The following is a 22,530-nucleotide window of genomic DNA, read 5'->3' on the forward strand; positions in this document are numbered from 1 at the left end:
ATGATATGAACGCAGAGAACACGATTACGGCCTTCACAGGAAAAGTAGCGGTGATCACCGGCGCCGGATCAGGGATCGGAGCCGGCCTGGTCACCAGGGCAGCGGAACTGGGAATGAAGGTTGCTCTCGCCGACGTCAACGCAGAGGCGATTGCGAAGCGAACCGAGGAGCTGATCGCAGCGGGTGTCGACGCCTTGTGGCGCCAGGTCGACGTGCGCAAGCCGGAGGATCTTGAAGCCCTGGCTGACGAGGTGTACGGCCGTTGGGGGGAGACGACCGTGCTGGTCAACAACGCCGGCATCGAGCTTCACGGCAATACCTGGGAACTCCCGGTCGAGCACTGGCATCGAGTCATCGACATCAACCTCAACGGCGTGTTCCACGGCGTCCGTGCCTTCGTGCCCCGGATGATCAATGGCAGGACACGATCACACGTGGTCAACGTCTCCTCCGTGGCTGCTCTGCGCACGAATCCGGGGACATCCGCCTACGCTGCGACCAAGCATGCGAACCTAGCCCTGACTGAGTGCTTGGCCAAAGAACTCGAAGCGGTGACGCCTGACATCAAGGTCACGGCGGTACTGCCTGGATCGGTGAGGAGCCAGATCTTCGAGAGCGCATTCACTACCGACGAAGACGGCGCGGGGGCGGAGAGCAAACGGATCCTCGCCACGTCGATGGAGCAGACAGGGCTTGACCCCCTCGATGCTGCCCGGATCATCTTCGACGGCGTGGCCAGAGGTGAGCTGCGCGTGCACACGAACCCGGAGGCTTCCCGCCGGTTCATCGCGGAGCGGGCGCAGGCTCTCACCTTCTGATTGTGGCTCCGGCCTTCGGGTCGCCGTCGCACGGAGAAACTGTCTTGTCGCCGACGAGGAGGCCGTCCCTCCTGTCCGGAGGACTCGTGCAGAACACAGAGCTACCGCGTGTCATGGGAGCTGGGCAGTCGGACAGGGAAGACGTGCAGTTCGGATCGAGCCGAGCTGCACGCCTTCATCCGGTACTGACGGCCCGCCTAGGCCCCCGAAGCGAGGACGAAGTCGTAGCTGACCTCTCGGCCGGTGCCGTCCGCTTTGTCCTTCGGCTCGAGGACGAGCTCGGGTTTGACGGCCGAGGCTATGTCGTCCGAAAGGTGCTCGTCAGCTGTGAAGTACAGCTGGGTGGTGATGAGCTGGTGTCCGGGCGCGCTGACTTTGAGGTGTAGGTGCGCCGGGCGCCAGGCATGCCAACCGGCGGAGGTGATGAGCTGGCCGCAGGCGCCGTCGGTGGGGATCCGGTATGGGGCCGGTTGTACTGTGTTGATCTGGTAAGCCCCTTCGGAGTTGGCAATGACTGTTCCGCGAAGGTTCCACTCGGGAACGCCTGGGGCGAATTGAGAGTAGAAGCCGAGGTCGTCAGCGTGCCAGATCTCCACGCTGGCACCCGCGAGCGGTTCATCGTTGATGTTCGTGATGCGGCCTTGGAACAGCAGCGGCGTGCCGGGCTCGTCGTCGCGCATTGGAAGCGTTGCCGGGGTCTCGAGAGCGGGTGACCCTGGAACGTAATAAGGCCCCTCGATGGTTCCCTTGCTGCCTTCCCTCTCCGCGTTGGCCACTTCTTCGACCGCGTGCTCGATCCACACGTCCAGGAACAGGGGCCATTCGCCGTCTTCTCCCACCTTGATGAGCCAGGATTTCAGGGCGTTGTATTCGTCGTAGGTGACTTCTTCTTCCATCACTGTGTCCACAAGTGCCTTGATGACGCGGGAGGCAAGCACGTTGACGCGTTCGGTGCTAACTTCCGCGGCCACGGACTTGTCCGAGCGGAAGCGTTCGGTTGCGGTGGCGCCGGATGCGGCTGCGGTTGTGGTGGTTTCGACAGACATAGTTTGTCCTTTCGTTGTCATTCCGACTCAGCGGCGAGGCGGTAATAGCAGGGGTGGGTTAATCGACGCCGTCAGGAGATCGACGACGGGTGTTTGGCGAGGGCGGTGACCTCAATGTCCATATAGGGGAACAGCGGAAGGCTCTGCAGAAGTTCGTGCAGCTCGTCGTTGCTTTCGACATCGAAGACTGAGTAATTGGCGTATTGCCCCACCACCCGCCATAGGTGCGGCCAACGGCCGTCGCGCTGGAGGCCCTGGGAGTAGGCTTTTTCTTTCTCCTTGATGGCGGTGGCCTGATCTTCGGGCAGATTGGCGGGGAGGTTCACGTCCATGCGGACCAGGTACAGCACAATGCTCCTTTGCATTCGAGGGGGATGGGTGGTTTGGTCCGGGCCGGCTATTTGTCCTGCCGGTAGCGCGCGAGCTTGTCCTCGTCGATATCCGCTCCGACGCCGGGGACATCCCGGACTCCGATCCGGCCGTCGTGAATGGCTATCGGCTCGGCCAAGAGGTCATCGGTCATATCGAGGAAATTGGACAATTCGCCGGCACGCCGCGACGTGGCCTCGTGCGCGGCGCCGAACGTTACAGTGGCGATCGTGCCAAGCTGGGTGTCGATCTGGTTTCCCATCACGACGTCGACGCCCAGTCCGGTGCAAAGGCCAAGGATCTGCAGCGCCTCGGTGAATCCGCTGCGCGCGGTCTTGATGCTGATGGCGTTGCATCCGCCGGAGAGCAGCTCCCGGGATGCGTCGCCGGCCGTGGGGACGCTTTCATCACCGACCACGGGAATTGGCGACTTCTCCACCAGACGTCGGCGACTCATGCCCTCCTTGGCATCGCATGGTTCCTCCAGGAGGGAAAGTCCCAGGCCGTCCGTGCGGCGCAGCACCTCGAGCGCCTCGTTGGCGGTCCAGCCGCGATTGGCATCGAGGTACAACTCGGTGTCCGGGCCCAGCCCCGCACGCAGTACGCGGCAGGCCTCGATGTCCAATGACAGCGGGCGGCGCCCTACCTTGAGCTTGAAGGTGTTGATGCCGTATTCGTCCTGGAACCGCAGAGCCTCGTCCAGCAGTTGCTGCGCCGGTTGGAAGCCGAGCATATGGCTGACTTCCATGGAGTCGGTGAAGCCTCCCAGCAGCCTGCTGACCGGAGTTCCGGTGGCCTTGCCGATGATGTCCCAGAGGGCGACGTCCAGGCTGCCTTTGGCCACCTGGTTATGGATTGTCCTGGCTAGGATCTGTTGGATCTTCCCGCGGTCCATGGGGTCGAGTCCCGTAACGGCGGGGGAGAAGATCTTGGTGATCACCGAGATGATGGAATCCTGCGTCTCGCCATAGGTGAACGGGCGGGGTGGCGCGTCCGCTGTGCCCACTACACCGTCGTCGGTGTGGACCCGAATGAGGACGTGCTCGGCGTCGGACACCCGCCCGCTGGCGAACTCCAAGGGCTTGGAGTAAGGGATCGAGTATGGGATCGCCTCAATGCGCTCAATCTTCACGGGATGCCTTCAGGGATTTGGAATGGTTGGTCACGAAGGCGATGCCTTCCCTCAATATCCTTGTGCGGAACTCGATGCGTGAAAATGCGAGAAACCACAGGCAGTTGTAAAGCTTTCTACCCTTCCGAGGTAAGGAAATCCCCAATACCCTGCTGATAAACAACGTGAAAGGAGAACGCCCGATGGCCCATCCCGGGAAGCACGACCGGATGTTCCTAACCTGCTATGCGGACACTTTCGGCTACGGCTGGCACCATGTCGACCTGTTCGTCCACGATGAGCACGATTTGGAGGTGAACTGGGTTCATTGGCAAGTGGACCAAGACGGACCTGAGGCCGCCGACGCGGTGACCGCCCGGGTTGAACCGCGGCTCAAGCGGATGTCCGAATGGAAGCATGGAATAAGCGCCAACGGTTCCGAGTACTGGACTGCTGACGCGGTCTGGGCGTGAGTCCGAGGGCCGTAATACGGTTTTGCGCATAAATGGAAGGTCCCGTTTGGTTTTCCAAACGGGACCTTCCTTCGTGCACCGGATCTGCCCTGGCTATAGGAGAGCCAGGGCAGCTTCAATCCGTTCCGCGATGGAGAAAAGGCGGTGTTCGCGGCCGGGGGATCCGATGAGTTGAAGGCCGAGGGGCATGCCGGCAGGATCGCGAAGGCCGGGGATGGTAATGACCGGGAGGCCCAGGGCCTGCCAGGGCCGGCTCAGCACGGGAGTGCCTGTGGCGTCGATGCCGGCGGGCGCGGCGCCGAGGGCGGCCGGGCCAAGGATGGCGTCGAACTGTTCGAGCGCAGCTTCCACGGACCATCGGGCGTCCGCAACACGGTAGAGGGCCGCCACATAGTCCGCCTCGGGTGTGGTGGCGCCGGTCGCCAACAATTCAGCCAGGGGGACGCTCAGCCGGTTCAGCTGCTGCAGCTCCCAAGAGCGCTCGCGAGCTGCTTCGAAGGCCATGATTGTGGCGTGGTCGTCGGCGAGCCTGCGGACGATATCATGATCGGTCCAGTCTTCGCAGTGGACACCTTCATGACTGATCGCGGCGACGGCCTGTTCGACGGCGGTAGCCATGTCTGCGGAGACCTCGCCGAGGCCCCTGCCGTTCCATAGCAGGAGGTGCGCGGAAACGCCGTCGACCGTGTGCTCCGACGCCGGCCCATCGCCAATCAGGGCGCTCCACGCGAGATGAAGATCCGTCACTGTCCGTGCCAGGAAGCCGAGGGAGTCCAATGAAGGGCTCAGCCCGGTGACGCCGCTCATGGAGAACTGTCCCTTGGGTGCGACGAACCCTGCGACCCCGCAGAACGATGCGGGTCGTGTAAGTGATCCAGCTGTCTGCGTTCCAATGGCCAGGGGGACCATTCCGGCGGCGACGGCGGCCGCTGATCCGCTGGATGAGCCGCCGGGTGTGTGGGCCCGATTCGCGGGGTTCCGTGTGGGGCCGGGGGCGAAGTAGCCGAACTCGGTGGTGACTGTCTTGCCCATGACCACGGCGCCTGCCTGCCGGAGAAGTTTCACGCAATCGGCATCTGAGCCGGCTGGTTCGCCACCGCGCAGCACGCTGCCGCAGCGGGTGGGAAGCCCCTGGACGTCGATCAGGTCCTTGACGCCCACGGGCACTCCCCAAAGCGGCCCGCGGGTATTTGTCGAGCGCTCCAGTTCCCGTGCAGCGAACCGGGCACCGCCCGCATCGATCTCGGCCCAGGCCCGGATCTCGGGTTCCGTAGCCTGCATGCGCTGCCAGGCCTGTTCTACGGCGGAGCTCGGCGTCACTGCGCCGGACGCCAGGGCCATGGAGAGCTCGCGGAGCGAACCTCCGGAGCTCAAGCGACGAGCTCCGGAGTTACGGAAAGGCGATGAAACTGCCTCTTGAAGTAAATGAGGCTGTCACGCTCCTCCTGGACCTCAACGCGTTCCACCTGGACGAAAATTACTGAGTGCGAGCCCTGGACGCTGCGGCCGCTGATGCGACCCACGATCTTGACGAGGGCGTCACGCAGCACGGGCACGGAGCCGGTGCCCTTCTCCCAGATGTCCCAGCCAAAACGTTCCTCCATGGGAACACTCGTGGCCCCGGAGAAATGCCGGGCGAGTTCCTCGTGTTCGCCGCTGAGGACGTTGATGCAGACCTGGCCGTTGCTGTTGAAGATATCGTGCGTGGCGCTGTTCTGGTTGACGCAGACCAGGACCGTAGGCGGGGAGTCGGTAACGGAGCAGACGGCGCTGACGGTGATCCCCACGCGCCCGTGTGGGCCGGCCGTGGTCACAACGTTCACGGCCGCGGGCAGGTGTGCCATCGCAGAGCGGAAATCTTTTTGGATTTGCGTGAGCTCAGTCATTTCTCTTCTCCAACTGTCGTGACCAGTAATTCTGGTCATTCCATGAATCCTTGTGATAAAAATCTATGCGGGACCGGACTTAATGGATATTACGATTTGTCCCACTCCGTTTCAGAATTCGCTTCAGCTGCGTAGGTAGTTTCCTTACCGCGTTATTGATTGACTGCCATGCCCTGGACTCGATACCGTCGAGTTTCCCCTACTACGCCCCAGGCAGTGCAAGGTCGCCCTACATGGATTCACCCGAAGCCCTCGTTTACATCGTCGACGACGACCAGGAGCTGTGTGCCTCCCTGGCCTGGCTGCTTGAGTCCGTCAGCATCCAGTCACGCAGTTTCTATGACGTTGCGTCGTTCCTGGCCGAGTACGATCCTGACATCCCGTCCTGCCTGGTCCTGGATGTCAGGATGCCGCGAGCCGGCGGGTTTCAACTGCAGGAGACCCTGAACCAGATCGCTTCGCCGATACCCGTCATTTTTGTCTCCGCCCATGGAGACATCCGGATGTCCGTGAAGGCGCTGCGCCAGGGGGCCGTCAATTTCCTGGAGAAACCATACGATCCCCAGCAGATGCTCGATGTTGTGCAGGAAACACTTGAGCTCGCCCGGACACGCTTCGAATCCAGCCGCGGACGGCGGGAAATCGAACAGCGGATCGCCGGCCTGACACCGCGCGAACGCGAGATCCTGGCCCTGGTCATCGACGGCCTGCCGAGCCAGAACATTGCCAGGAAGCTGGGGACCAGCGTGAAAACCATCGACGTCCACCGCACCAGGATCAAGGCGAAGACTGGGGCAGACAGCATCGCCACCCTGGTGCGGGACATCCTGCAAAACGACATCACTGTGGCCTGAGGCAGCAGCACCTCCAGCTACTGCGTTGGAAGCTGCCAAGCACCTGACTCAACTCACGCAGTGAATTTCTCGGGGCTTTTCTCGATGACCAAGAGTTCTTGATCAACGCTCAAGTGCCAACTGCCCGAGGGAACCTGAAAATGGCGGTTTTTATCGTCCACCACATTGACGTCGGCCGGCACGGAAGAATGCGCACTGTGCGGCGCCCAGGGGAGTTCGATCCTCGCGGACATGTTGGCCGGAATCCGCAAACGGCAATGCCACGAGCGGCCTTCGTCATCCCTTGTCCATTGGACCTGAATGCGGCCGTAGTCGGTCATCACGGCGGCTGACGCATGGGTCAGCGAACCCCCCGGCACCGGGTGCAGGACGAAGTGCTGCATTCCGGCCGACTCCGCATCGCGGTCGATTCCCGCAACGCGGTTGAAAAGCCAGGCTCCTACTGCGCCAAGCGAGAAGTGATTAAACGAATTCATGGCGTTGTTGCCGCCGAAACCATCTTCTGCAGTGTACGAGTCCCATCGCTCCCAACTGGATGTGGCTCCTTGCGTGACGGGATAAAGCCATGACGGGAAGGCCGTGTTCTCAATCATCCTGTAGGCCAGATCTGACCGACCATGGTCCGAGAGCACGAGATTTATCATCGGCGTGGTGAAGAGTCCCGTCGTGATGCAGTACGGCCGTCCCGCATAGCCTTCCGCGACCTTTTCACAGAGCGCTTCGAAAATGGAGGAGCTGTACTTTTCCAGAGGAAGGTCGAAGTGTAGTGCCAGCGAGCACGACGATTGTGAGACGTTTACGAGCGTCAAATCATCCCGGAAACTACCCGTTTCCGGGTCTATGTATAACTCGTTCCACTCTTCCTTGGCTGCAGCGTGGCGAGACTGGTAGATGCTGGCAACTTCGTCCTCACCAATAGCCGTGGCCATCTTGGCGAAGCAGCCGAGCATGTAGACGTAAATGCTGGCATCGGTGTAGCTGTACGGCGGCTTGTCCAGCGACAGCCAGTCCCCGCACGCCCCTCCGTCGATGGAAATGGATTTTGCACCGCGCATCCTGAGGCCCTCCATAGCCTCCAGATAAGTCAGCATTGATTCAAACGACTGCTCGATGACTGACGTCGTGCCGTATTGGGAATAAACCTCGAAGGGCAGAAGGACGCCGGCAGAACTCCATGGCGTTCCCCACGACCGATAGGCGTCGTAGGCCGGAGCGTAGCTGGGGTACATTCCGGTGACAACGTCTCCATTGAACAGCCGGGATCCAGGTCCATAGAAACCTATGGCATCAGTCTTTGAAGAGAGGATCTCCTCGGTAACCTGTGAGTCCCGGACAATGCGCAGATAGTGTTCGTAGAATTTCTGGACATCGCTGCTGAAGCAGGAAGTCCGGGCAAACTCGGTGACAGACTCGAGCCATCCCATACGCTCATTTCTCTGAGGGCAATCAGTTGGAATCGAAAGAAAGTTTCCGATCTGTGAGCGGTGGATGTTGTCAGCGAGCTGGTTCAAAAGGGGGTTGGAAGTGCTCACTGTTCCAGTTATCCCAGCGATGGAACTGAGCACGATGCCCTTGACGTTCGCTGCGGGGATCGGGCCCCGGGTCCCGGAAATCTGGATGTATCGGTAACCATGGAACGTAAAGCGCGGGGTGAACTTCTGTAGCCCTTCACGGCACGTGTAGACGTCTGTGGACATGGCCTCGCGTAGGTTCTCCGTCATCAGGAGTCCATCGATATCCCGCTCAAGATACTCCTCCAGGGGAGGATACAGGACCTCAGCAGTACGAATGACGATTTCTTGGCCTTCACGACCGTCAAACGTCAGCTCGGGCACTCCAACCATGTTTACGCCCATGTCGTATATCCAGGAGTCCGAACTGGGCCGTGCCTCGCCTATAGGGGTCGATTCGAGCACCTCAAATACACTCACGGGTTCGTCGGGTTTCGAAACAAGCTGCGGCTGCGCATTTCGCTCCAAAGGCATAACCACTGCGGCCGGTCCCCAACGGCTTTCGTCAGTGAGGGACAATTCGTCACGAGCGTCATAGCGCTCACCCTGGAAGAAGCTGCCGTTCTTCGTCGGGCCGCCAGTGTGCACCTCCCAACTTCCCGGCGAGGACACAAGTGTTTGACTGCTTCCGTCGGAATAGTCGAGGACCATTTTGCACAATAAGGAAGGCCGGTCCCCGTAGAAGTTGGTGTTGGTTTCCATGAAACTCATCATGTCCGCCCACCACCCTGGGGCGAGAGTGACGGTGAGGGTGTTGTTTCCCGTGCGAACTTGTTCGCTGATGTCATAGGCAGAGTATTCAATGGTGTACCGATAGTCCGAGCTGCCGGGATTGAACCAATCGTTGCCGATCCTCTCGCCATTGACGCGCAACTCGTAGATTCCTCGCGCAGTGATGTAGATCTTGGCCCCAGTGACTTCCCGCTGGGCCCGGAACTTTCGGCGGAGAATGGGCAAAGCGCCTCGACTAGGGTCCCGAACGATGGTCCGTCCGTCTTCGCCGCCGTGCACCGCTAGGCAATTGCCATCAATCCCAACCCCTCCGGCCTGAGCGAAGACATGATAGTCCCTGGAATCGAACAGGGCTTCCTGGGGGTCCCGGTAGTTCCTGATCTCATAGTTCCTGATGTCGAGTTGCTCGGCCGGAAGAACTTGAAAGCCGACCTCGCCAAGGACGGGATAGGCGGCGACGTCGTCCACGCCTCGAGGGTTTACTTGGAGAATATCGCTTCCATTCCACAGCAGGTACGTTCCGTTGATTCGCACCTTGAATGTGGACGACTCGCAGATGAGTTCAATCTCGTTCTCCTGATGGGCCTGTTGCGCCGGCAAGAGTTCGGGCAGGTTTGTGGCGCAAGCGCCTGCGTTTATATCGATCAGCGGCAGGTCTGGCCGGTCGCCGGTAGCATATCCCAGTCGAAATATACGGAATGCCGGTTTTGATGGATCACTGACGTCCACTGAAAAACGAACATGGTTTTCGCCTGCTAGACGGTACTCGTTCAGCATTTCGTGGCGAAGCCGGAAGTCATTGGCCCCCAGAATGAATGAGGCCGTCGTGCTGCCTTGCGGGATTCTGAACAGACACCTGACCCGATACACAACCAGGCTGTGCGAATCAAGGTGGGGGCGGCTTGCGCCGATCCATTGTGCCCCGTCCCAGGCGTACATGTTCTGGGCGAACATCGCTGTCTCGAACGTGGACACCGCGGACAGTTCACGGCCCTTGTTATCCCAGACCGTTACAGTCCATCGGTATTTGCCTTCGGGCGTCAGCTGACAGTGCACTTCGCCGCAATTGCCGAAAGCAATCTCCTGGGAGCAAGCGGAACTGACGCGGCCCGAGTCCCACACGGGATCTCCGGCCGCGGTGGTTACTTCTATTTGGAAGTATTCCTGGCGATGATTGAAATCCTCAGATTCGAGCGCCCAGCCGAAACGCGGAGTGTCCGTATCAATGGCCAAAGGCCGAGTTAGCCGGTTGATGCGCAGATTTGTCAATCGAGCCATGGTTCTTAGTCGACCTCTTCTTCAATCTTGAATTCGAACCAGAATGTTCTCGGCCGGAGCGCTCGGGACCGGACTGGTCGTGACCTCAGGTATGTCAGGCAAGCGGCTGTCAGAATAGCTCCAGAACCAGCCTGGGGGATTTTGACCGGGAAACGCAGGCCGCGATCTGGTCGTTGGCGTTCTTTTCGCTGCTGGACATGCACTGGTCTCGATGGTCCGGTTCGCCTTTCAGGACGCCCATGATGCATGTGCCGCAGATCCCTTCCTGGCACGATGTGTCCACTTCGACCCCGTTATCCGCGAGGACCTGCACGATGGACTGACCAACGGGCACCTCATAGACCTCGTCGTCGAGTTCCACCTCAAAAGGGGTATCGCCGGCTGTGTCCACGGGCTCGGCGGCCTGGAAGTGCTCGATATGGACGTTGTCCTCAGGAATCACGGAAGCCGCGCTTTCCCGTACGCGCTCCATGAACCCCTGGGGTCCGCAGGTATAGACGTGCGAGGCAGCGCTGAGGCCCGCGAACGCGTTGCTTAGGACGGCAGGCTGTTCCTCGCGCTTCAGCCCGAAGTGGAAAAGGACGCGTTCGCCGAAACCACTTCGCTCGGCGAGGAGATCGCAGAAGGCGGCATCCTCACGGGAACGGGCAAAGTAGTGCAACTCGAACTCTTCGCCCTCCTTATGCAGGTGGTAGGCGATGCTGATCATCGGGGTGACGCCGATGCCCGCCGCCACCAGGATGTGCCGGTCGGCACCTTCGGCGACAGACAAGAGATTGCGCGGGGCGCTGATCTCCAGCTCGTGGCCTACCTGGACCTGGTCATGGAGTGCCAGCGAACCGCCACGTGACTCCGGTTCGAGCTTGACTGCGACGACGTAGTCGTCGAGTTCCTCCGGTGGACTGCACAGCGAGTACTGGCGCACCACAGCCGTCGGGCCGAGGACGTCGATGTGCGCGCCCGCCGGATAGGGATCGAACGGTGCCCCATCCGTGCGCTTCAGGCGGAAAGACTTGATGTTGCTGGTTTCCTCCAGCACTTCGGTTACTCGTACCTTGAACATACCCATGGGGCAACGCTCCTTTCTTCTGTCAGCTTGTAAATGGGCCGGCCGGCCCTAGCGCATGTAGAGGCCGCCGTTGATGTCCCAGCAGGCTCCCGTGACGGAGGATGCGCCGGGGGAGGCCAAGAGGGCCACGGTGTCTGCGATGAACTCGGCGTCTCCGAAGCGGCCTACCGGAATGTTGGCCTTGATGGTGTCCAACTTGTCCGGGTCGACCGTTTCATAGACCACCGGCAGGTCTAGCGGCCCGGGGGATACGGCGTTGACGGTGACGCCCGAGGATGCGAACTCCCGGGCGAACACCTTGGTCAGGGTGGAGACACCGCCCTTGGAGGCTGCATAGTGGGCTCCGGTGGCGGTGCCGCCGTTGTGGCCTGCCAGCGAGTGGATGTTGATGATCCGGCCGTAGCCGCGGTCCCGGAAGTGCGGACCGAACACCTGGCAGCCCAGGAAGGTGCCGTTGAGGTTGATCTCTACGTTCGCGGAGAACTCCTCCGGAGTGATCTCCAGCAAAGGCGCGACTTGGGAACGTCCGGCATTGTTCACCAGCACATCTGTGCCGCCCCACTTTTCAACAAGGAGGTCCCGAACGGCCTCGAAGTCGGCCTTTTTCCGGACATCCAGGGCGCCGGCCCAAACGGTTTCCCCGGAAAGATCCAGACTGTCCGCGATGGGTTGTACGGAGGCAGCGCTGGTGCCGGTGATGGCCACCCTGAAGCCTTCCTTGTGCAGCTTGCGGGCGATGACTTCACCGAGGCCGCGGGCGGCACCGGTGACCAGCGCGACATGGCTCACTGTAGGTCCGAAGTTCATGGTGATCCTAGAGGAGGAAGCCGGAAGCGTTGACGGCGGAGTCGGAGTTGACCAGTCGGATGAGTTTAAGCTCGATCCGGGCATCGTCCCCGGTGAAGCGGATACGGTGCGTGAGGTCCGCCCCGAGCATCTGGAACCTGTCCCGCTTGAAACCCACCAGGACCTGCGCCGAGCGCAGCGTGACGGTGTCCTCGGTGATCCCTTCCACGGTGAAACGGGAGATGGTTCGTGAGGTGCGGGCGGCGGCGACGGCGGACATCGAGTACCCCTGCACTAGGCGGGTGACACGCATGTGGCGCATCCGCGCGTCGTCGTACACCATGTTCAGGGACGACTCGAAGTCCTCAGTGTCCGGATCGACAGGGATGACGTACTTGCCATCCTCCGTGTAGAGCGTTTGCCAGGCCTCGTAGTCCTTGTCGTCCAGCAGTTGGGCCTCGCGCCAGATGAGTTCGATGGCACGGCCCACGAGGGGATCGGACAGCCGGCCAAGCCCCAGGTCGAACGGCTGGAGTGCCGGACGGTTGTCGATGGCGGCCACTTCTTCGACGGTCTCAGTTTTCATCGCTCATCATCCTTTTCCACATTGCGTACGATTCGCGCATGCCGGTTTCGTCCGTCACATGCGAGGTCTTCCAGCCTTCGTCCACGGTCACTTCACGGCCCAAGCCGCGGTTTACCAGGATCGGCATGTCGGGGTTTGCCACGGCGCCGCGCTGTACCCGGTCCCAGGCCTCGGAGTCATCTGACGTGCCGAAACCGAAGGGCCCTTGGAAGTGCTCGTGGATGCGCAGGCGCTCGCGGTTTACGCTTTCTGGGCCGCCGTCGAGGCCAAGGGCCATGTGTTGGATTTCGGTTTCGTTGACTGAGATGGGGCGCAGGACCCGGAAGAAGGACATGGACAGTGAAAGGTTTGGGAACAGGTTCAGGTTGTAGCCCGCGCCGTGCATGGACCGGATGATGCGGCGGACCTGCTCCGGCGGCATGGTCTTGGAGAGCTCATCGATGATGTGGCGGAAGCGTTCCTGCAGTTCCTCGGTGCCGTCGTCCTCTTCCAGGTCCACGTGTTCGGGGACCATGACGGCTACGCTGTGTCCGTTGCCGAGGGCGTGGGTGACCGCGTTCTCATCTGTCATGAAGGACAGCATGTCGGCCGTCTCGGCATCCACGGAGGCCATCCAGGAGCGGTGGACGATGGGGAAGTGGTAGCCGTCAGTGGTGTTTTCGAGCTGGATCTTCCAGTTGCCGTTGAAGCGGAATTTGTGCTCGCCTTGGACCTTGACGGGGAAACCGGCACCTTGCTTCATGAAGCGGTCGATCCAGATCTTCGCATCTCCGAGGAACTCCTCGAGCGGCTCGATGTCGGGTTTGAAGCTGGCGAAAATGAGGCCGTTGTAGCTTTCGACGCGCAGGCGCTGCAAGGGCAGGTCGCGCTTTTCGGTCACGCCCTCGTAGCCGTCCGGATATGGAATGCCGCGAAGGTTACCCTCCAGCGAATAGGACCAGGAGTGGTACGGGCAGGTGAAGCCGTTCGCCTTGCCCTTGGGGACCTCGCAGACGCTGGCGCCGCGGTGGCGGCAGCGGTTGAGCAGGACGTTGAAATTGCCTTTGCGGTCGCGGTTCACGATCACCGGCTGCAGGCCGATGTGAGACATCTTGAAGCTGCCGGCCTCCGGGATTTCGCTCTCATGCGCCACCCAGACCCACGTGCTGTAGAAGATCTTTTCCATCTCCCAGTCGAAGATCTCCGGATCGGTGTAGAGCTGTGCGGCGACCCGGTCGCCCGCAGCCAGGCTGGCGAACCCGCCGGCCTTCTCTGACGTTGGTGAAGTCATTAGGTACTCCTTGGTATCTTTCTCGGTGCTAGGCATGGACGGGGTTGACGAGATCGGAGGTGAACAGCTTTTCGGTGCGGAAATGGGAGATGCGGGCGGCACCGCCGGCATACTCAAAATCGACCGTGAGGCGGGCCGAGATCAGCTCCGTGGCGCCGCCGTCGTACTCCGAAAGCTGCTGCATGATCCACTGGCCGCTGGCGGTGCCGTCGCCGGCTGGGGCGACGCTGCCGTTGCCCAGCAGATGGACGTTGCGTTTGAAGTGCGACGACGGCGGGAGGAAGTCCGCGAGCATCGAGAGGATCGCGGGACGACCTTCCAGACGGCCGAACTTCCCGGTGTATTCGGGGCCGATGCCTTCCCAGACCGCATGCTCGGTGAATAGCGAGGCCATGTCATCCCTGTGGAAGGAAGGCCGCGGGACGTCGCACAGGTCCATGTAGCGGGAGAGCGTGGCCCGTGCCGCTTCCTGGAACTCCAGGACCGCCAAGCGCTCGGCCAACGTGGCTGCCGTGTCGCCTGCCATGTGGCTAGCCAGCCGTTTCGACGTCGTCGCGGATGGCCAGGGCTCGGCCGATGCGCGCCTCGATCTTGGCGTACCGCCACAGGGCGTACTGGCCCACCACGGTGGTCCGGAAGAGGTTGCAGGCTGCCTTGACGGTCTCTTGGGTGTCAACGTCGGCAAGGATGTAGCACGTCCACGGCCAGCCGTCCGACGGTCCCACCATGTGGGAATCGTCATCCAAATTGCCGATGACGTTGACACCGGGCATGCGAGACATCTCGGACATCATTCCGGAGAAGGCAGTCCAGACCGTGCCGATTTCGCTTTTGGGCAGATCGAAGAAGTTCTGGTTGATGCCAATGCAGAACAGCACGCGCAGCGGCTGTGTGGTTGGGGTTTCGCTCATGTCAGTTCCTTGGGGTGCGATATCAGATGAAGGCAGGGATCGACGGCGGGACGTCCATCAGGACAGCGCCCGCGCCGTCGTAGATCCCGTCGCCCAGAAAGGCGTGCTGCGTGACGACCGACGCGTCGCGCAGATAGCGCTGCATCGGGTTCGTGTCGTAGATGGCAGCCGTTCCGGAGAGAGTGTAGGCAGTATGCACGGCCTTGGCGCCGACCCGGGCCACGTGGGTGGACGCCAGGCGCAACAGCGCCTTTTGCTTGTCCGTGGCCGGGTCGCCAGCCTCCACCGTGGCGTACACCTCATCGGAGATCTCGTAGAAGAACGCCCGTGCCGAGCGAAGTTCCGCCTCGGCTTTGGCAACGTCCATCCGGTAGTATGCCCTGTCTGCAAGCTTGGGTGCACCGGTAATTCCGGTGCGTCCGCTGCCCGTGCTGATGGCGTAGTCCAGGGCTGCGCGGCCCGCGCCGAGATTGACGACCGCGAGTACCTGGGCTGCGTAGGCAATGGCGGGGTAGCGGTACAAGGGCTCGTCAACGGTGGGCTCGCCGCCGCGGACAAAAGTCCATTCGTCCCGCACCACCTGGCCGGTGACTCTCAGGTCATGGCTGCCCGTGCCGTTGAGGCCGATGACGTCCCAGTTCTCAACGATCTCGACTTGCTCGGGGCGGAGCAGGGCGGTCAGCGGCTTGCCGCCGGTGTGTTCGTTCCCCACGAGTCCAACGCCAAGGATGTCGGCGCCTCTGCAGCCGCTGGAGAACTTCCATTCACCCGCTACATTCCAGCCGTCGTCACTGCGTTCGGCCTTCTGCACGGGATAAAGTCCCCCGGCAAATGCGACGTCGGGGCCGTCTCCGTAGAGCTCGGCCTGGGTAGCGAGGGGGAGGGCAGCCAGGTAGACAGAGGAGCCAAAGCTGGCCACCCAGCCTGCTGAGGCATCCACCGCGGAGATTTTTTCGATGATCCGAAGAAACCGGCTCGGCGGAAGGGCATCGCCGCCGAAGCGCCGCGGAGTGGCGGCACGGTAGATACCCACCTTCTTGAATTCCGAAATGATGTCCCGAGGGACAAACTTCTTTTCTCCGAATTCTTCCCGGCGCCGGGCGATGACTTCGAGCACGCCGTCGAGGGTGGTTTGCGGGGCGGTATCCAGAACGTCGGTCATCGAATTTCTCCAATCAATACTGCGGACAAATGTCTTCTGGCATTAAGAGTATTTGTCGGGCCGATTGCCTTCAATCGGTGATTCGTAGCCGTGAACCAAGGAAATACCAATGAAAAGTAAAGGAAATACCTATGCGGGAAATGGCGTTCACGCGCTAAGATTGTTTGTGCCTATTTCCTCGGAGAGTGAAGCTCCCTCAGCGTCCGGCGAGCCGATCCCCGCCGTCGAAGACTACGAGCGTCTTGTCCAGTCGTTGAGTTACTGCATCCTGATCCATGACGCCGTCACCAAGGACATCCTCTGGGCCAACCAGGCTGCCTGCGACATGCTGGGCTTCACCTTGGAGGAATTGAAACCGCTCAAGGCGCCGGACATGAGTAGCGCGGATTCCCGATTCCGCCGCTCGGTGGGTGTGCAATGGCTTCAGGATGCGGCCGACCACGGAATCAGCAGAACCGAGTGGATGTACCGGTCCAAGACCGGGCGCGAATTCCTGACCGAAGCCATTGCAGTCCGGGTCGAACTGACAGCCGGCGAGGCCATCATGGTTCAGTTCCGGGACATCGAAAAAGAAGAGTCCCTGAAATCGGACCTACAGCGGACAGAGGGGCGTTTGCAGGCGTTCCTGCGGCGCATGGCTGAGGGCATCCTCGTTCTGGACTGGGAGGGCCGCATCACTTTCGCCAGTGGTGCAGCAGCGGGTCAGTTGGGGCATGAAGTGGAGGAACTGCTGGGGGAGAGCTTCGTCGAACTTTGCACCCTCTCCTCGAGGCCTGCCCTGGAGAAAGCTCTGGCCAGGGACCCCGCTGACGGATCCTCCTCGAGTCTGCGCATCGAAGTTGGGCATCCCGACGGTCCCACCAAATGGTTCGGCGTCAGCTGCCAGTACCTAGCACTTGAAAAGGACCTCACCGGTGCCATGCTGCTGCTCCAGGACATTACGGAGCAGGTTGCGGCCGAAGAAGAGCACCGGCGGGATCTTGAGCACCTGAATTACCTGGGACGGTACAACGCGATGGGCGATATGGCCATGGCGATCGCCCACGAGCTCGGCCAGCCACTTGCGGCAGCAACGAACTTCGTGGAGGGAGTGTCTCGTCGGGTAAGGGATCCCGAGAGTAGCATTAATGATCTTCTTTACGGGCTGGATAATGCCCGGCTGCAAATCGACCGGGCAAACCAGATCGTGAAGAGCCTGCGCGATTTCGTCGTGCAGCTGGAGCATTCCGAACAAGTGGTGGACCTGAATGAAATCGTCGGGGATTGCCTGTATTTCATACGGCTGCGGGCCGATCAACAAGAGACGGAATTGCAGCTGGTCCTGAGCGGGGACCCGATCTGGATCCGCTGCGAGAAGGTCCTCACGGGGCAGGTGATCCTGAACCTTTGCCATAACGCCATCGACGAGATGTCTGGCTGGCCGCAGCGCGAGCGGCACGTCGTCATCACGACGTACGCTACCGAGACGGCCGGCGTTTTCCGGGTGGCCGATCGCGGCAAAGGCCTGTCCCACATTCCGGACGGCCGCATCTTCGACGGAGCTTTCACCTCAAAGTCCACTGGAAGCGGCATTGGCCTAGCTCTCAGCCACCGCATTATCACGCGCCAGCACGGCCGAATCTACGCCGAGGAAAATGAGTCCAGGGGTGCCTCGTTCACGTTCGAATTACCTTTGGCCAGAGACGTTGGCTCATGAGGTGACAACCAGTGGGCCGATTTTTGGGATTCAACGTCATGGACCCCTGAGCGGTGGGGCGCTCAAGGGTCCATGACGTCGGGTTTACGTTTGCGATGCTCGTTAGGTCCTAATGTCTAATGCCCCGCTACCTGGATGAGGGAGCTTTTGGCGGCAGAACTTTCCTCGACCGCGGCCAGGATGCGTTGCACGGACAGGCCGTCGTCGAATGACGGCGAGGGCTCGGTGCCGTTTCCGATTGCGGTGAGGAAGTCGCGGATTTCGTGGGTAAAGGTGTGTTCCCAGCCGATGATGTGTCCCTGCGGCCACCAGGCGTTCATATAGGGGTGTTCGGGTTCGGTGACGAGGATGCGGCTGAAGCCTTGTTCCCTGACGGGAAGGGTGGCATCGAGGAAAGCGAGTTCGTTGAGTTTTTCGAGGTCGAAAAGCAGGGCACCCTTGTCCCCATAGATTTCGAGCTTGAGGGAGTTCTTCTGCCCGGTCGCCATACGCGATGCTTCCACGGAAGCGATTGCCCCGGACCCGAGGGTCAGGGTGGCCCATGCGGCGTCGTCAACTGTTACATCTTCGGGACCGTTCGTTCCCGGGCGGCTGGTCACGAAGGTGTGCAGTCGCCCGGAGACTTCGGTGACGGAATCGCCGAGCAGGAACAATACTTGATCGATAGCGTGGGAGGCGATGTCGCCCAGGGAGCCGGAGCCTGCGGTGTCCTTGGCAAGGCGCCAGGTCATAGGGGATCGAGCGTCGCTAAGCCAGTCCTGCAGGTAAGCAGCGCGAACGTGCCGGACGGTGCCGAGCCTGCCTTCGGCGATCAGTTCCTTCGCGAGGGCCAGGGCGGGAACGCGGCGGTAGTTGAACCCGATCATGGACTGGATGCCGCGTTCGCGGGCGGTGCGCGCGGCCGCAGCCATGGCTTCGGCCTCGGCCAGGGTGTTCGCCAGGGGTTTTTCGACGAGGACGTGCTTGCCGGCTTCGAGTGCGGCGATGGCGATTTCGGCGTGCATCCAGCCGGGCGTGCAGATGTCCACGATGTCGATGTCGTCCCGGGCGATCACTTCGCGCCAGTCTGTGGCGGCCTCAGCCCATCCGTACTTGGCAGCGGCTTCGGTGACCTGCCGGACGTCCCTGCCAACGAGCACTTTCTGTTCGAAGGCCGGGACGTCGAAGAAGCTGGCCGCGTTTCGCCACGCATTCGAGTGTGCCTTTCCCATGAAGGCGTATCCGATGACGGCTACGCCCAACGGGGAGGGCGACTGACGGTTGGAACCATGTTCTGTGCCACTCATGAGGCGGGGTTTTCGAATGGACCCGCCACGTGCAGCTTGGCACTGAACTTTTGGCGGGCAGCACGGCGGCTTGCTTGGCGGGCAGGGTCGGGAACAGGAGCGGCCAGCAGCAGCTTCTGCGTGTAGGCCTCTTTCGGCTGAGTGGTGACCTTGGCGGCGTCTCCGGTTTCGATGATTTCTCCCTTGTACATGACCGCAACACGATGGCTGATGTAGCGCACCACCGAGAGGTCGTGGGTCACAAAGAGGTACGAAACCCCCGTGCGCTCCTGGATTTCGATAAATAGGTCAAGGACACGTGACTGGTTCGACAGGTCGAGTGCGCTGACAGGCTCGTCGCAGACGATCAGGCGCGGATCCCGGCACAGTGCCCTGGCGATGGCGATACGCTGACGTTGTCCGCCGGAGAATTCCCGGGGCAGCCGGTTTGATGCGTCCCGTGGAAGATGGACCTGTTCAAGCAGGTCTTTCACCCGCTGTTCGGCCTCAGCCCGCCTGGTGCCTGCGGTGAGCAAGGGCTCCGTAAGGATGTCAAGCACGGTCAGGGCCGGATTAAGTGACGTGTAAGGGTCTTGGAACACGACCTGGATTTCATCGCTGAGGCTCCGCCGCTGGTTGCGGTTCATGGCCGAGATGACTTGGCCGTCGTAGCGGATGAGTCCAGTGGTAACCGGTGCAAGTCCGAGAACTGCACGGCCCAGGGTGGTCTTTCCCGAGCCTGATTCGCCCACCAATCCAACTGTTTCGCCCGCCCGTATGTCTAGTGAGACCCCCTTGAGGGCTAGGAAATCGGGGCTGCGCCATTTTTTGGAAGGGTATTGGACGGTTACGTTCTCAATGCTCAGCAACGGACCGTCGGATCCATTGTGTGATTCTGCGGGGACTTCAACGGAGGCGATCATGTGGCTTCCCATCAGGCGGTTTGTGCCCTTTTAGGCAACTTCGGCATGCTTTTCAAAGGGGACCTCGGCGTGGCGTCCTCCAAAGTGGATGACAGCAGCATCCGCGTGTATGCATCCTGCGGGGCCGAGAACAGCTCCTTGACGGAGGCAGTTTCAACGATTTTTCCGGTATGCATGACGGCCACGCGATCACAGATGTCGGCAACCACGCCGAAATCGTGGGTCACGAGGATGACGCCCATGTTGCGTTCCGCCTGCAGGGACCGGATCAGGTCGAGTATTTCGGCTTGGACCGTGACGTCCAAAGCGGTAGTCGGCTCGTCCGCGATCAACAGATCAGGATCACAGGAAATCGCGCCGGCGATGAGTACCCGCTGTGCCATGCCTCCTGATATTTGATGCGGATACGAGGAGTACACCCGGGCGGGGTCGTTGATGCCCACGCGTTCAAGGAGACCGAGCAGGAGTGCCTTTGCCTCCTTGGCTGAGACCTTCATGTGCTGGCGTACCGGCTCTGCCAATTGGGAACCAATGGTGAACGATGGGTCCAGGTTGGACATAGGCTCCTGTGGCACGTAAGCGATGCGCTTTCCACGAAGTCGATTCATGGCGCTACGCCCCAGTCCTTTCATCTCCGCGCCATCAAACAGCAGCCGGCCAGCCGAAACCCTCGCCTCCGGAGGCAACAGGCCGAGAAGGGAAAAGGCTGTCTGGCTCTTGCCGGAACCGGATTCTCCCACCAGTCCCAGGACCTGACCGCGGCGGACGGTCAGGGATACCCCGTCAACCACGGTTCGCCGACCGCCGTCGACCGGGTAATCCACCTTCAGATTGTCCACGGCGAGCAGGACATCGTCCGCCACTTCGGCGAAATCCCCAGCAGCCGATCCTTCGCTCGACGGTGCGCCATCACGGACGCGATCTGAGTGCCGTGTGGGCCGCCTCCTGGAGCCAGAGAGGCTATCGCGCAGGGAGTTGGCCAGCAGGGCGAGCGAGGCCGTGGTCATGCAGATGATCAGTGCGGGCCATAGGAGCAACAGCGGCGCGGAGTAGATGTTCGCGAACGCGTCGTTCAACATTGCGCCCCAGCTGGCTTCGGTGGGCGAACCCAGACCCAGGAAGGCGATGCCGGCCTGGATACCGATGGAAACGCCGAAGATCTGGGCAGCCTGAATGATGGAAGGGGCTTGGACAACGGGAAGGATGTGCCGGCGCATGATCCGCGCATCAGACAGACCCGAGACCTTCGCCGCGTCAACGAACAGTTCCTCGCGTACTGACACTACGGATGCCCGAACCAACCGGTAGACGGACGGCGAAACGATCAGTCCGAGGACCGCCATGGCGACGTAAGTACTCTGGGAAACCGCGGCCATGACCACAAGGAGGATGATGATGGCCGGGACCGCCATGATGAAGTTGCTGGCCCAGGCCAGGATGGCGTCGGCACGACCGCGATAGTAGCCGCCAAAGAGACCGGCGGGTACACCCACGGCAAACGCGACCAAAACGGCCACGCAAGCTGCAGCCAGACTGGTCTGGCCTCCGTACAGCAATCGGGCCACAACATCGCGCCCCACGCCATCGGCACCAAGGGGGTGTTGCTGGCTCATTGGCGCAAGGGTCTCGGCAAGCGATGACTTAATCGGATCCTGGTCCGTGAGGAAAGGAGCCAGAACGCTCGCGGCAGTCAGCAGCAACAGGACGAAGATGCAGCAGATGGCGACGGGGTCCTGGAGCAGCCTGACGACGATGTGACGTCGCTTAGCCGTCTCCCCGCTCGCAGCTGTGGCGGTCACTGTGCCGTCAATAGGAGGGATGGTCATTCTGCACGCACCTTGGGGTTGAGCCAGCCGTAGGCCAGGTCAGCAATGAGATTTACGACGACAACGATCAGGACCATCACGATCACGACGCCCAGCACCACCGGCGCGTCTCCCTGGACCGCCGCCGAAGTCGCGATGCTGCCGATGCCCCGAAGCCCGAAGACTTTTTCGACGATGACAGCTCCTCCGACCAGTCCGATGAATTGAAGGGAGAGCACGGTAACAGCCGGAGGTGCCGCATTGCGGAGGACGTGCTTGAATACAATCCGCCGGTCGCTCAAGCCGCGGCTGCGGAGTGTGCGTACGTAGTCCAGTTTGAGCACGTCAAGCATGGAGCCGCGAAGTTGCAGGGTGGTTGCGGCGGTGGCTCCGAATGCCAGTGCAACCGACGGCAAGGTAATGGATCGCAACCATTCAACCGCAGAGCGCTGGAATGGCACGAAACCTGTCGCTGGCAGCCAACCGAGGTTGACCGCGACCACCATGGCCAGAACGAGCGCCACGAGGAACCCGGGGATCGAATCGGCCAGTACCGCCGAAGCCTGGACGGTCTTATCGAACCAGCCGGCACGGACAGCTGCCAGCGAGCCCAGGATGACACTGACCAAGGCTGACAGGATCAAGGCACCGAAAATGATCGACAAGGTCACGGGCAGGCCATTGAACAACGTGGTTGAGACGGGCACGTTGTTGAACCACGACTTGCCCAGGTCGCCGCTGAGAGTTGTACCGAGCCAATCGAAATAGCGGGCCCCCAGCGGTCGGTCGAGCCCGAGTTCCGCGGCCTTGGCCAAGGCCTGTTCCGGCGTCGCTGTTTCCCCCACAATGTTGCGAGCCACGTCAGATCCTGTGTAATTCAGCAAGATGTAGGTCGCGCTGGCGACAAGGATCACGAGCAGGATCCCTGCCAACAGGCGCCGAATCAGAAACACGGCCATCCCGTCCTCCTTCTAGTTAC

At 61.2% G+C, this 22,530-nt stretch carries 21 protein-coding genes; 4 read left to right on the top strand and 17 right to left on the bottom strand.

From position 1 onward, the window contains the following. The first annotated feature begins 5 nt into the window (after window positions 1-5). Window positions 6-818, top strand: coding sequence for an SDR family oxidoreductase (locus tag HNP00_RS17925; RefSeq protein ID WP_184741082.1), 813 nt, complete (start codon window positions 6-8; stop codon window positions 816-818). Window positions 819-1,015: 197 nt separating this feature from the next. On the opposite strand, the gene catA is transcribed toward HNP00_RS17925, so the two are convergent. From catA to HNP00_RS17940, 3 genes are all read right to left on the bottom strand, one after another. Continuing rightward, a complete protein-coding gene (catA, locus tag HNP00_RS17930; RefSeq protein ID WP_184741083.1) occupies window positions 1,016-1,864 on the bottom strand; it encodes a catechol 1,2-dioxygenase in 849 nt (282 codons plus the stop codon). Window positions 1,865-1,935: 71 nt separating this feature from the next. Further along, complete coding sequence (gene catC, locus HNP00_RS17935) at window positions 1,936-2,214, bottom strand: muconolactone Delta-isomerase (RefSeq protein WP_184741084.1); 279 nt, start codon at window positions 2,212-2,214, stop codon at window positions 1,936-1,938. Window positions 2,215-2,261: 47 nt separating this feature from the next. Continuing rightward, window positions 2,262-3,365, bottom strand: coding sequence for an enolase C-terminal domain-like protein (locus tag HNP00_RS17940; RefSeq protein ID WP_184741085.1), 1,104 nt, complete (start codon window positions 3,363-3,365; stop codon window positions 2,262-2,264). A 182-nt stretch (window positions 3,366-3,547) separates the two neighbouring features. Here HNP00_RS17940 and HNP00_RS17945 point away from each other — a divergent pair, with 182 nt between their 5' ends. Further along, entirely contained in the window at window positions 3,548-3,817 is a 270-nt protein-coding gene (locus tag HNP00_RS17945) for a hypothetical protein (RefSeq protein WP_184741086.1), read from the top strand. Between the two features lie 93 nt (window positions 3,818-3,910). On the opposite strand, the gene HNP00_RS17950 is transcribed toward HNP00_RS17945, so the two are convergent. Both HNP00_RS17950 and hpaC read right to left on the bottom strand, forming a co-directional pair. Continuing rightward, window positions 3,911-5,191: an amidase gene (locus tag HNP00_RS17950; RefSeq protein ID WP_221451617.1), complete on the bottom strand. Its 1,281-nt coding sequence runs from the start codon at window positions 5,189-5,191 to the stop codon at window positions 3,911-3,913. After that, window positions 5,188-5,703: a 4-hydroxyphenylacetate 3-monooxygenase, reductase component gene (gene hpaC, locus HNP00_RS17955; RefSeq protein ID WP_184741087.1), complete on the bottom strand. Its 516-nt coding sequence runs from the start codon at window positions 5,701-5,703 to the stop codon at window positions 5,188-5,190. Before hpaC ends, HNP00_RS17950 begins: the two co-directional genes overlap by 4 nt. Window positions 5,704-5,936: 233 nt before the next feature. Here hpaC and HNP00_RS17960 point away from each other — a divergent pair, with 233 nt between their 5' ends. Then, window positions 5,937-6,557 carry a response regulator transcription factor gene (locus HNP00_RS17960; RefSeq protein WP_184741088.1) on the top strand — a complete coding sequence of 207 codons (621 nt, stop codon included), beginning with the start codon at window positions 5,937-5,939 and terminating at the stop codon, window positions 6,555-6,557. A 53-nt stretch (window positions 6,558-6,610) separates the two neighbouring features. On the opposite strand, the gene HNP00_RS17965 is transcribed toward HNP00_RS17960, so the two are convergent. The 8 genes from HNP00_RS17965 to HNP00_RS18000 form a co-directional block, all read right to left on the bottom strand. Further along, window positions 6,611-10,078: an alpha-L-rhamnosidase gene (locus HNP00_RS17965; RefSeq protein WP_184741089.1), complete on the bottom strand. Its 3,468-nt coding sequence runs from the start codon at window positions 10,076-10,078 to the stop codon at window positions 6,611-6,613. A gap of 109 nt (window positions 10,079-10,187) precedes the next feature. Next, a complete protein-coding gene (locus HNP00_RS17970; protein ID WP_184741090.1) occupies window positions 10,188-11,147 on the bottom strand; it encodes a PDR/VanB family oxidoreductase in 960 nt (319 codons plus the stop codon). Window positions 11,148-11,195: 48 nt separating this feature from the next. Continuing rightward, window positions 11,196-11,954 (bottom strand): SDR family NAD(P)-dependent oxidoreductase, encoded by a 759-nt coding sequence (locus HNP00_RS17975; protein WP_221451618.1) that lies wholly within the window; start codon window positions 11,952-11,954, stop codon window positions 11,196-11,198. A gap of 7 nt (window positions 11,955-11,961) precedes the next feature. Beyond that, window positions 11,962-12,519 (bottom strand): aromatic-ring-hydroxylating dioxygenase subunit beta, encoded by a 558-nt coding sequence (locus HNP00_RS17980; RefSeq protein ID WP_184741091.1) that lies wholly within the window; start codon window positions 12,517-12,519, stop codon window positions 11,962-11,964. Further along, window positions 12,509-13,789 carry a Rieske 2Fe-2S domain-containing protein gene (locus tag HNP00_RS17985; protein ID WP_184741092.1) on the bottom strand — a complete coding sequence of 427 codons (1,281 nt, stop codon included), beginning with the start codon at window positions 13,787-13,789 and terminating at the stop codon, window positions 12,509-12,511. Before HNP00_RS17985 ends, HNP00_RS17980 begins: the two co-directional genes overlap by 11 nt. A 28-nt stretch (window positions 13,790-13,817) precedes the next feature. Continuing rightward, window positions 13,818-14,315: a nuclear transport factor 2 family protein gene (locus HNP00_RS17990; RefSeq protein ID WP_184741093.1), complete on the bottom strand. Its 498-nt coding sequence runs from the start codon at window positions 14,313-14,315 to the stop codon at window positions 13,818-13,820. 4 nt (window positions 14,316-14,319) lie between these two features. Then, window positions 14,320-14,700 (bottom strand): hypothetical protein, encoded by a 381-nt coding sequence (locus tag HNP00_RS17995; RefSeq protein WP_184741094.1) that lies wholly within the window; start codon window positions 14,698-14,700, stop codon window positions 14,320-14,322. A gap of 22 nt (window positions 14,701-14,722) precedes the next feature. Continuing rightward, entirely contained in the window at window positions 14,723-15,862 is a 1,140-nt protein-coding gene (locus HNP00_RS18000) for an acyl-CoA dehydrogenase family protein (RefSeq protein ID WP_184741095.1), read from the bottom strand. Between the two features lie 109 nt (window positions 15,863-15,971). Here HNP00_RS18000 and HNP00_RS18005 point away from each other — a divergent pair, with 109 nt between their 5' ends. Next, on the top strand, window positions 15,972-17,558 hold the full coding sequence (locus tag HNP00_RS18005) for a PAS domain S-box protein (protein WP_184741096.1): 1,587 nt from the start codon (window positions 15,972-15,974) through the stop codon (window positions 17,556-17,558). Between the two features lie 116 nt (window positions 17,559-17,674). Here the strand turns inward: HNP00_RS18005 and HNP00_RS18010 are convergent, their stop codons facing one another. Genes HNP00_RS18010 through HNP00_RS18025 form a run of 4 tightly spaced genes read right to left on the bottom strand, consistent with a single transcriptional unit; the run spans window position 17,675 to window position 22,510 of the window. Beyond that, the gene (locus HNP00_RS18010) at window positions 17,675-18,844 is read right to left on the bottom strand and encodes a Gfo/Idh/MocA family protein (protein ID WP_184741097.1); all 1,170 of its coding nucleotides are present in this window, start codon (window positions 18,842-18,844) and stop codon (window positions 17,675-17,677) included. Next, window positions 18,841-19,746: an ABC transporter ATP-binding protein gene (locus HNP00_RS18015; protein WP_184741098.1), complete on the bottom strand. Its 906-nt coding sequence runs from the start codon at window positions 19,744-19,746 to the stop codon at window positions 18,841-18,843. Before HNP00_RS18015 ends, HNP00_RS18010 begins: the two co-directional genes overlap by 4 nt. 11 nt (window positions 19,747-19,757) lie before the next feature. Then, window positions 19,758-21,572 carry a dipeptide/oligopeptide/nickel ABC transporter permease/ATP-binding protein gene (locus tag HNP00_RS18020; protein WP_184741099.1) on the bottom strand — a complete coding sequence of 605 codons (1,815 nt, stop codon included), beginning with the start codon at window positions 21,570-21,572 and terminating at the stop codon, window positions 19,758-19,760. After that, complete coding sequence (locus HNP00_RS18025; RefSeq protein ID WP_184741100.1) at window positions 21,569-22,510, bottom strand: ABC transporter permease; 942 nt, start codon at window positions 22,508-22,510, stop codon at window positions 21,569-21,571. The genes HNP00_RS18020 and HNP00_RS18025 overlap by 4 nt, the downstream gene beginning before the upstream one ends. Between the last annotated feature and the right edge of the window lie 20 nt (window positions 22,511-22,530).

It is taken from the genome of Arthrobacter sp. AZCC_0090 (assembly GCF_014207375.1).
GTDB lineage: Bacteria > Actinomycetota > Actinomycetes > Actinomycetales > Micrococcaceae > Arthrobacter.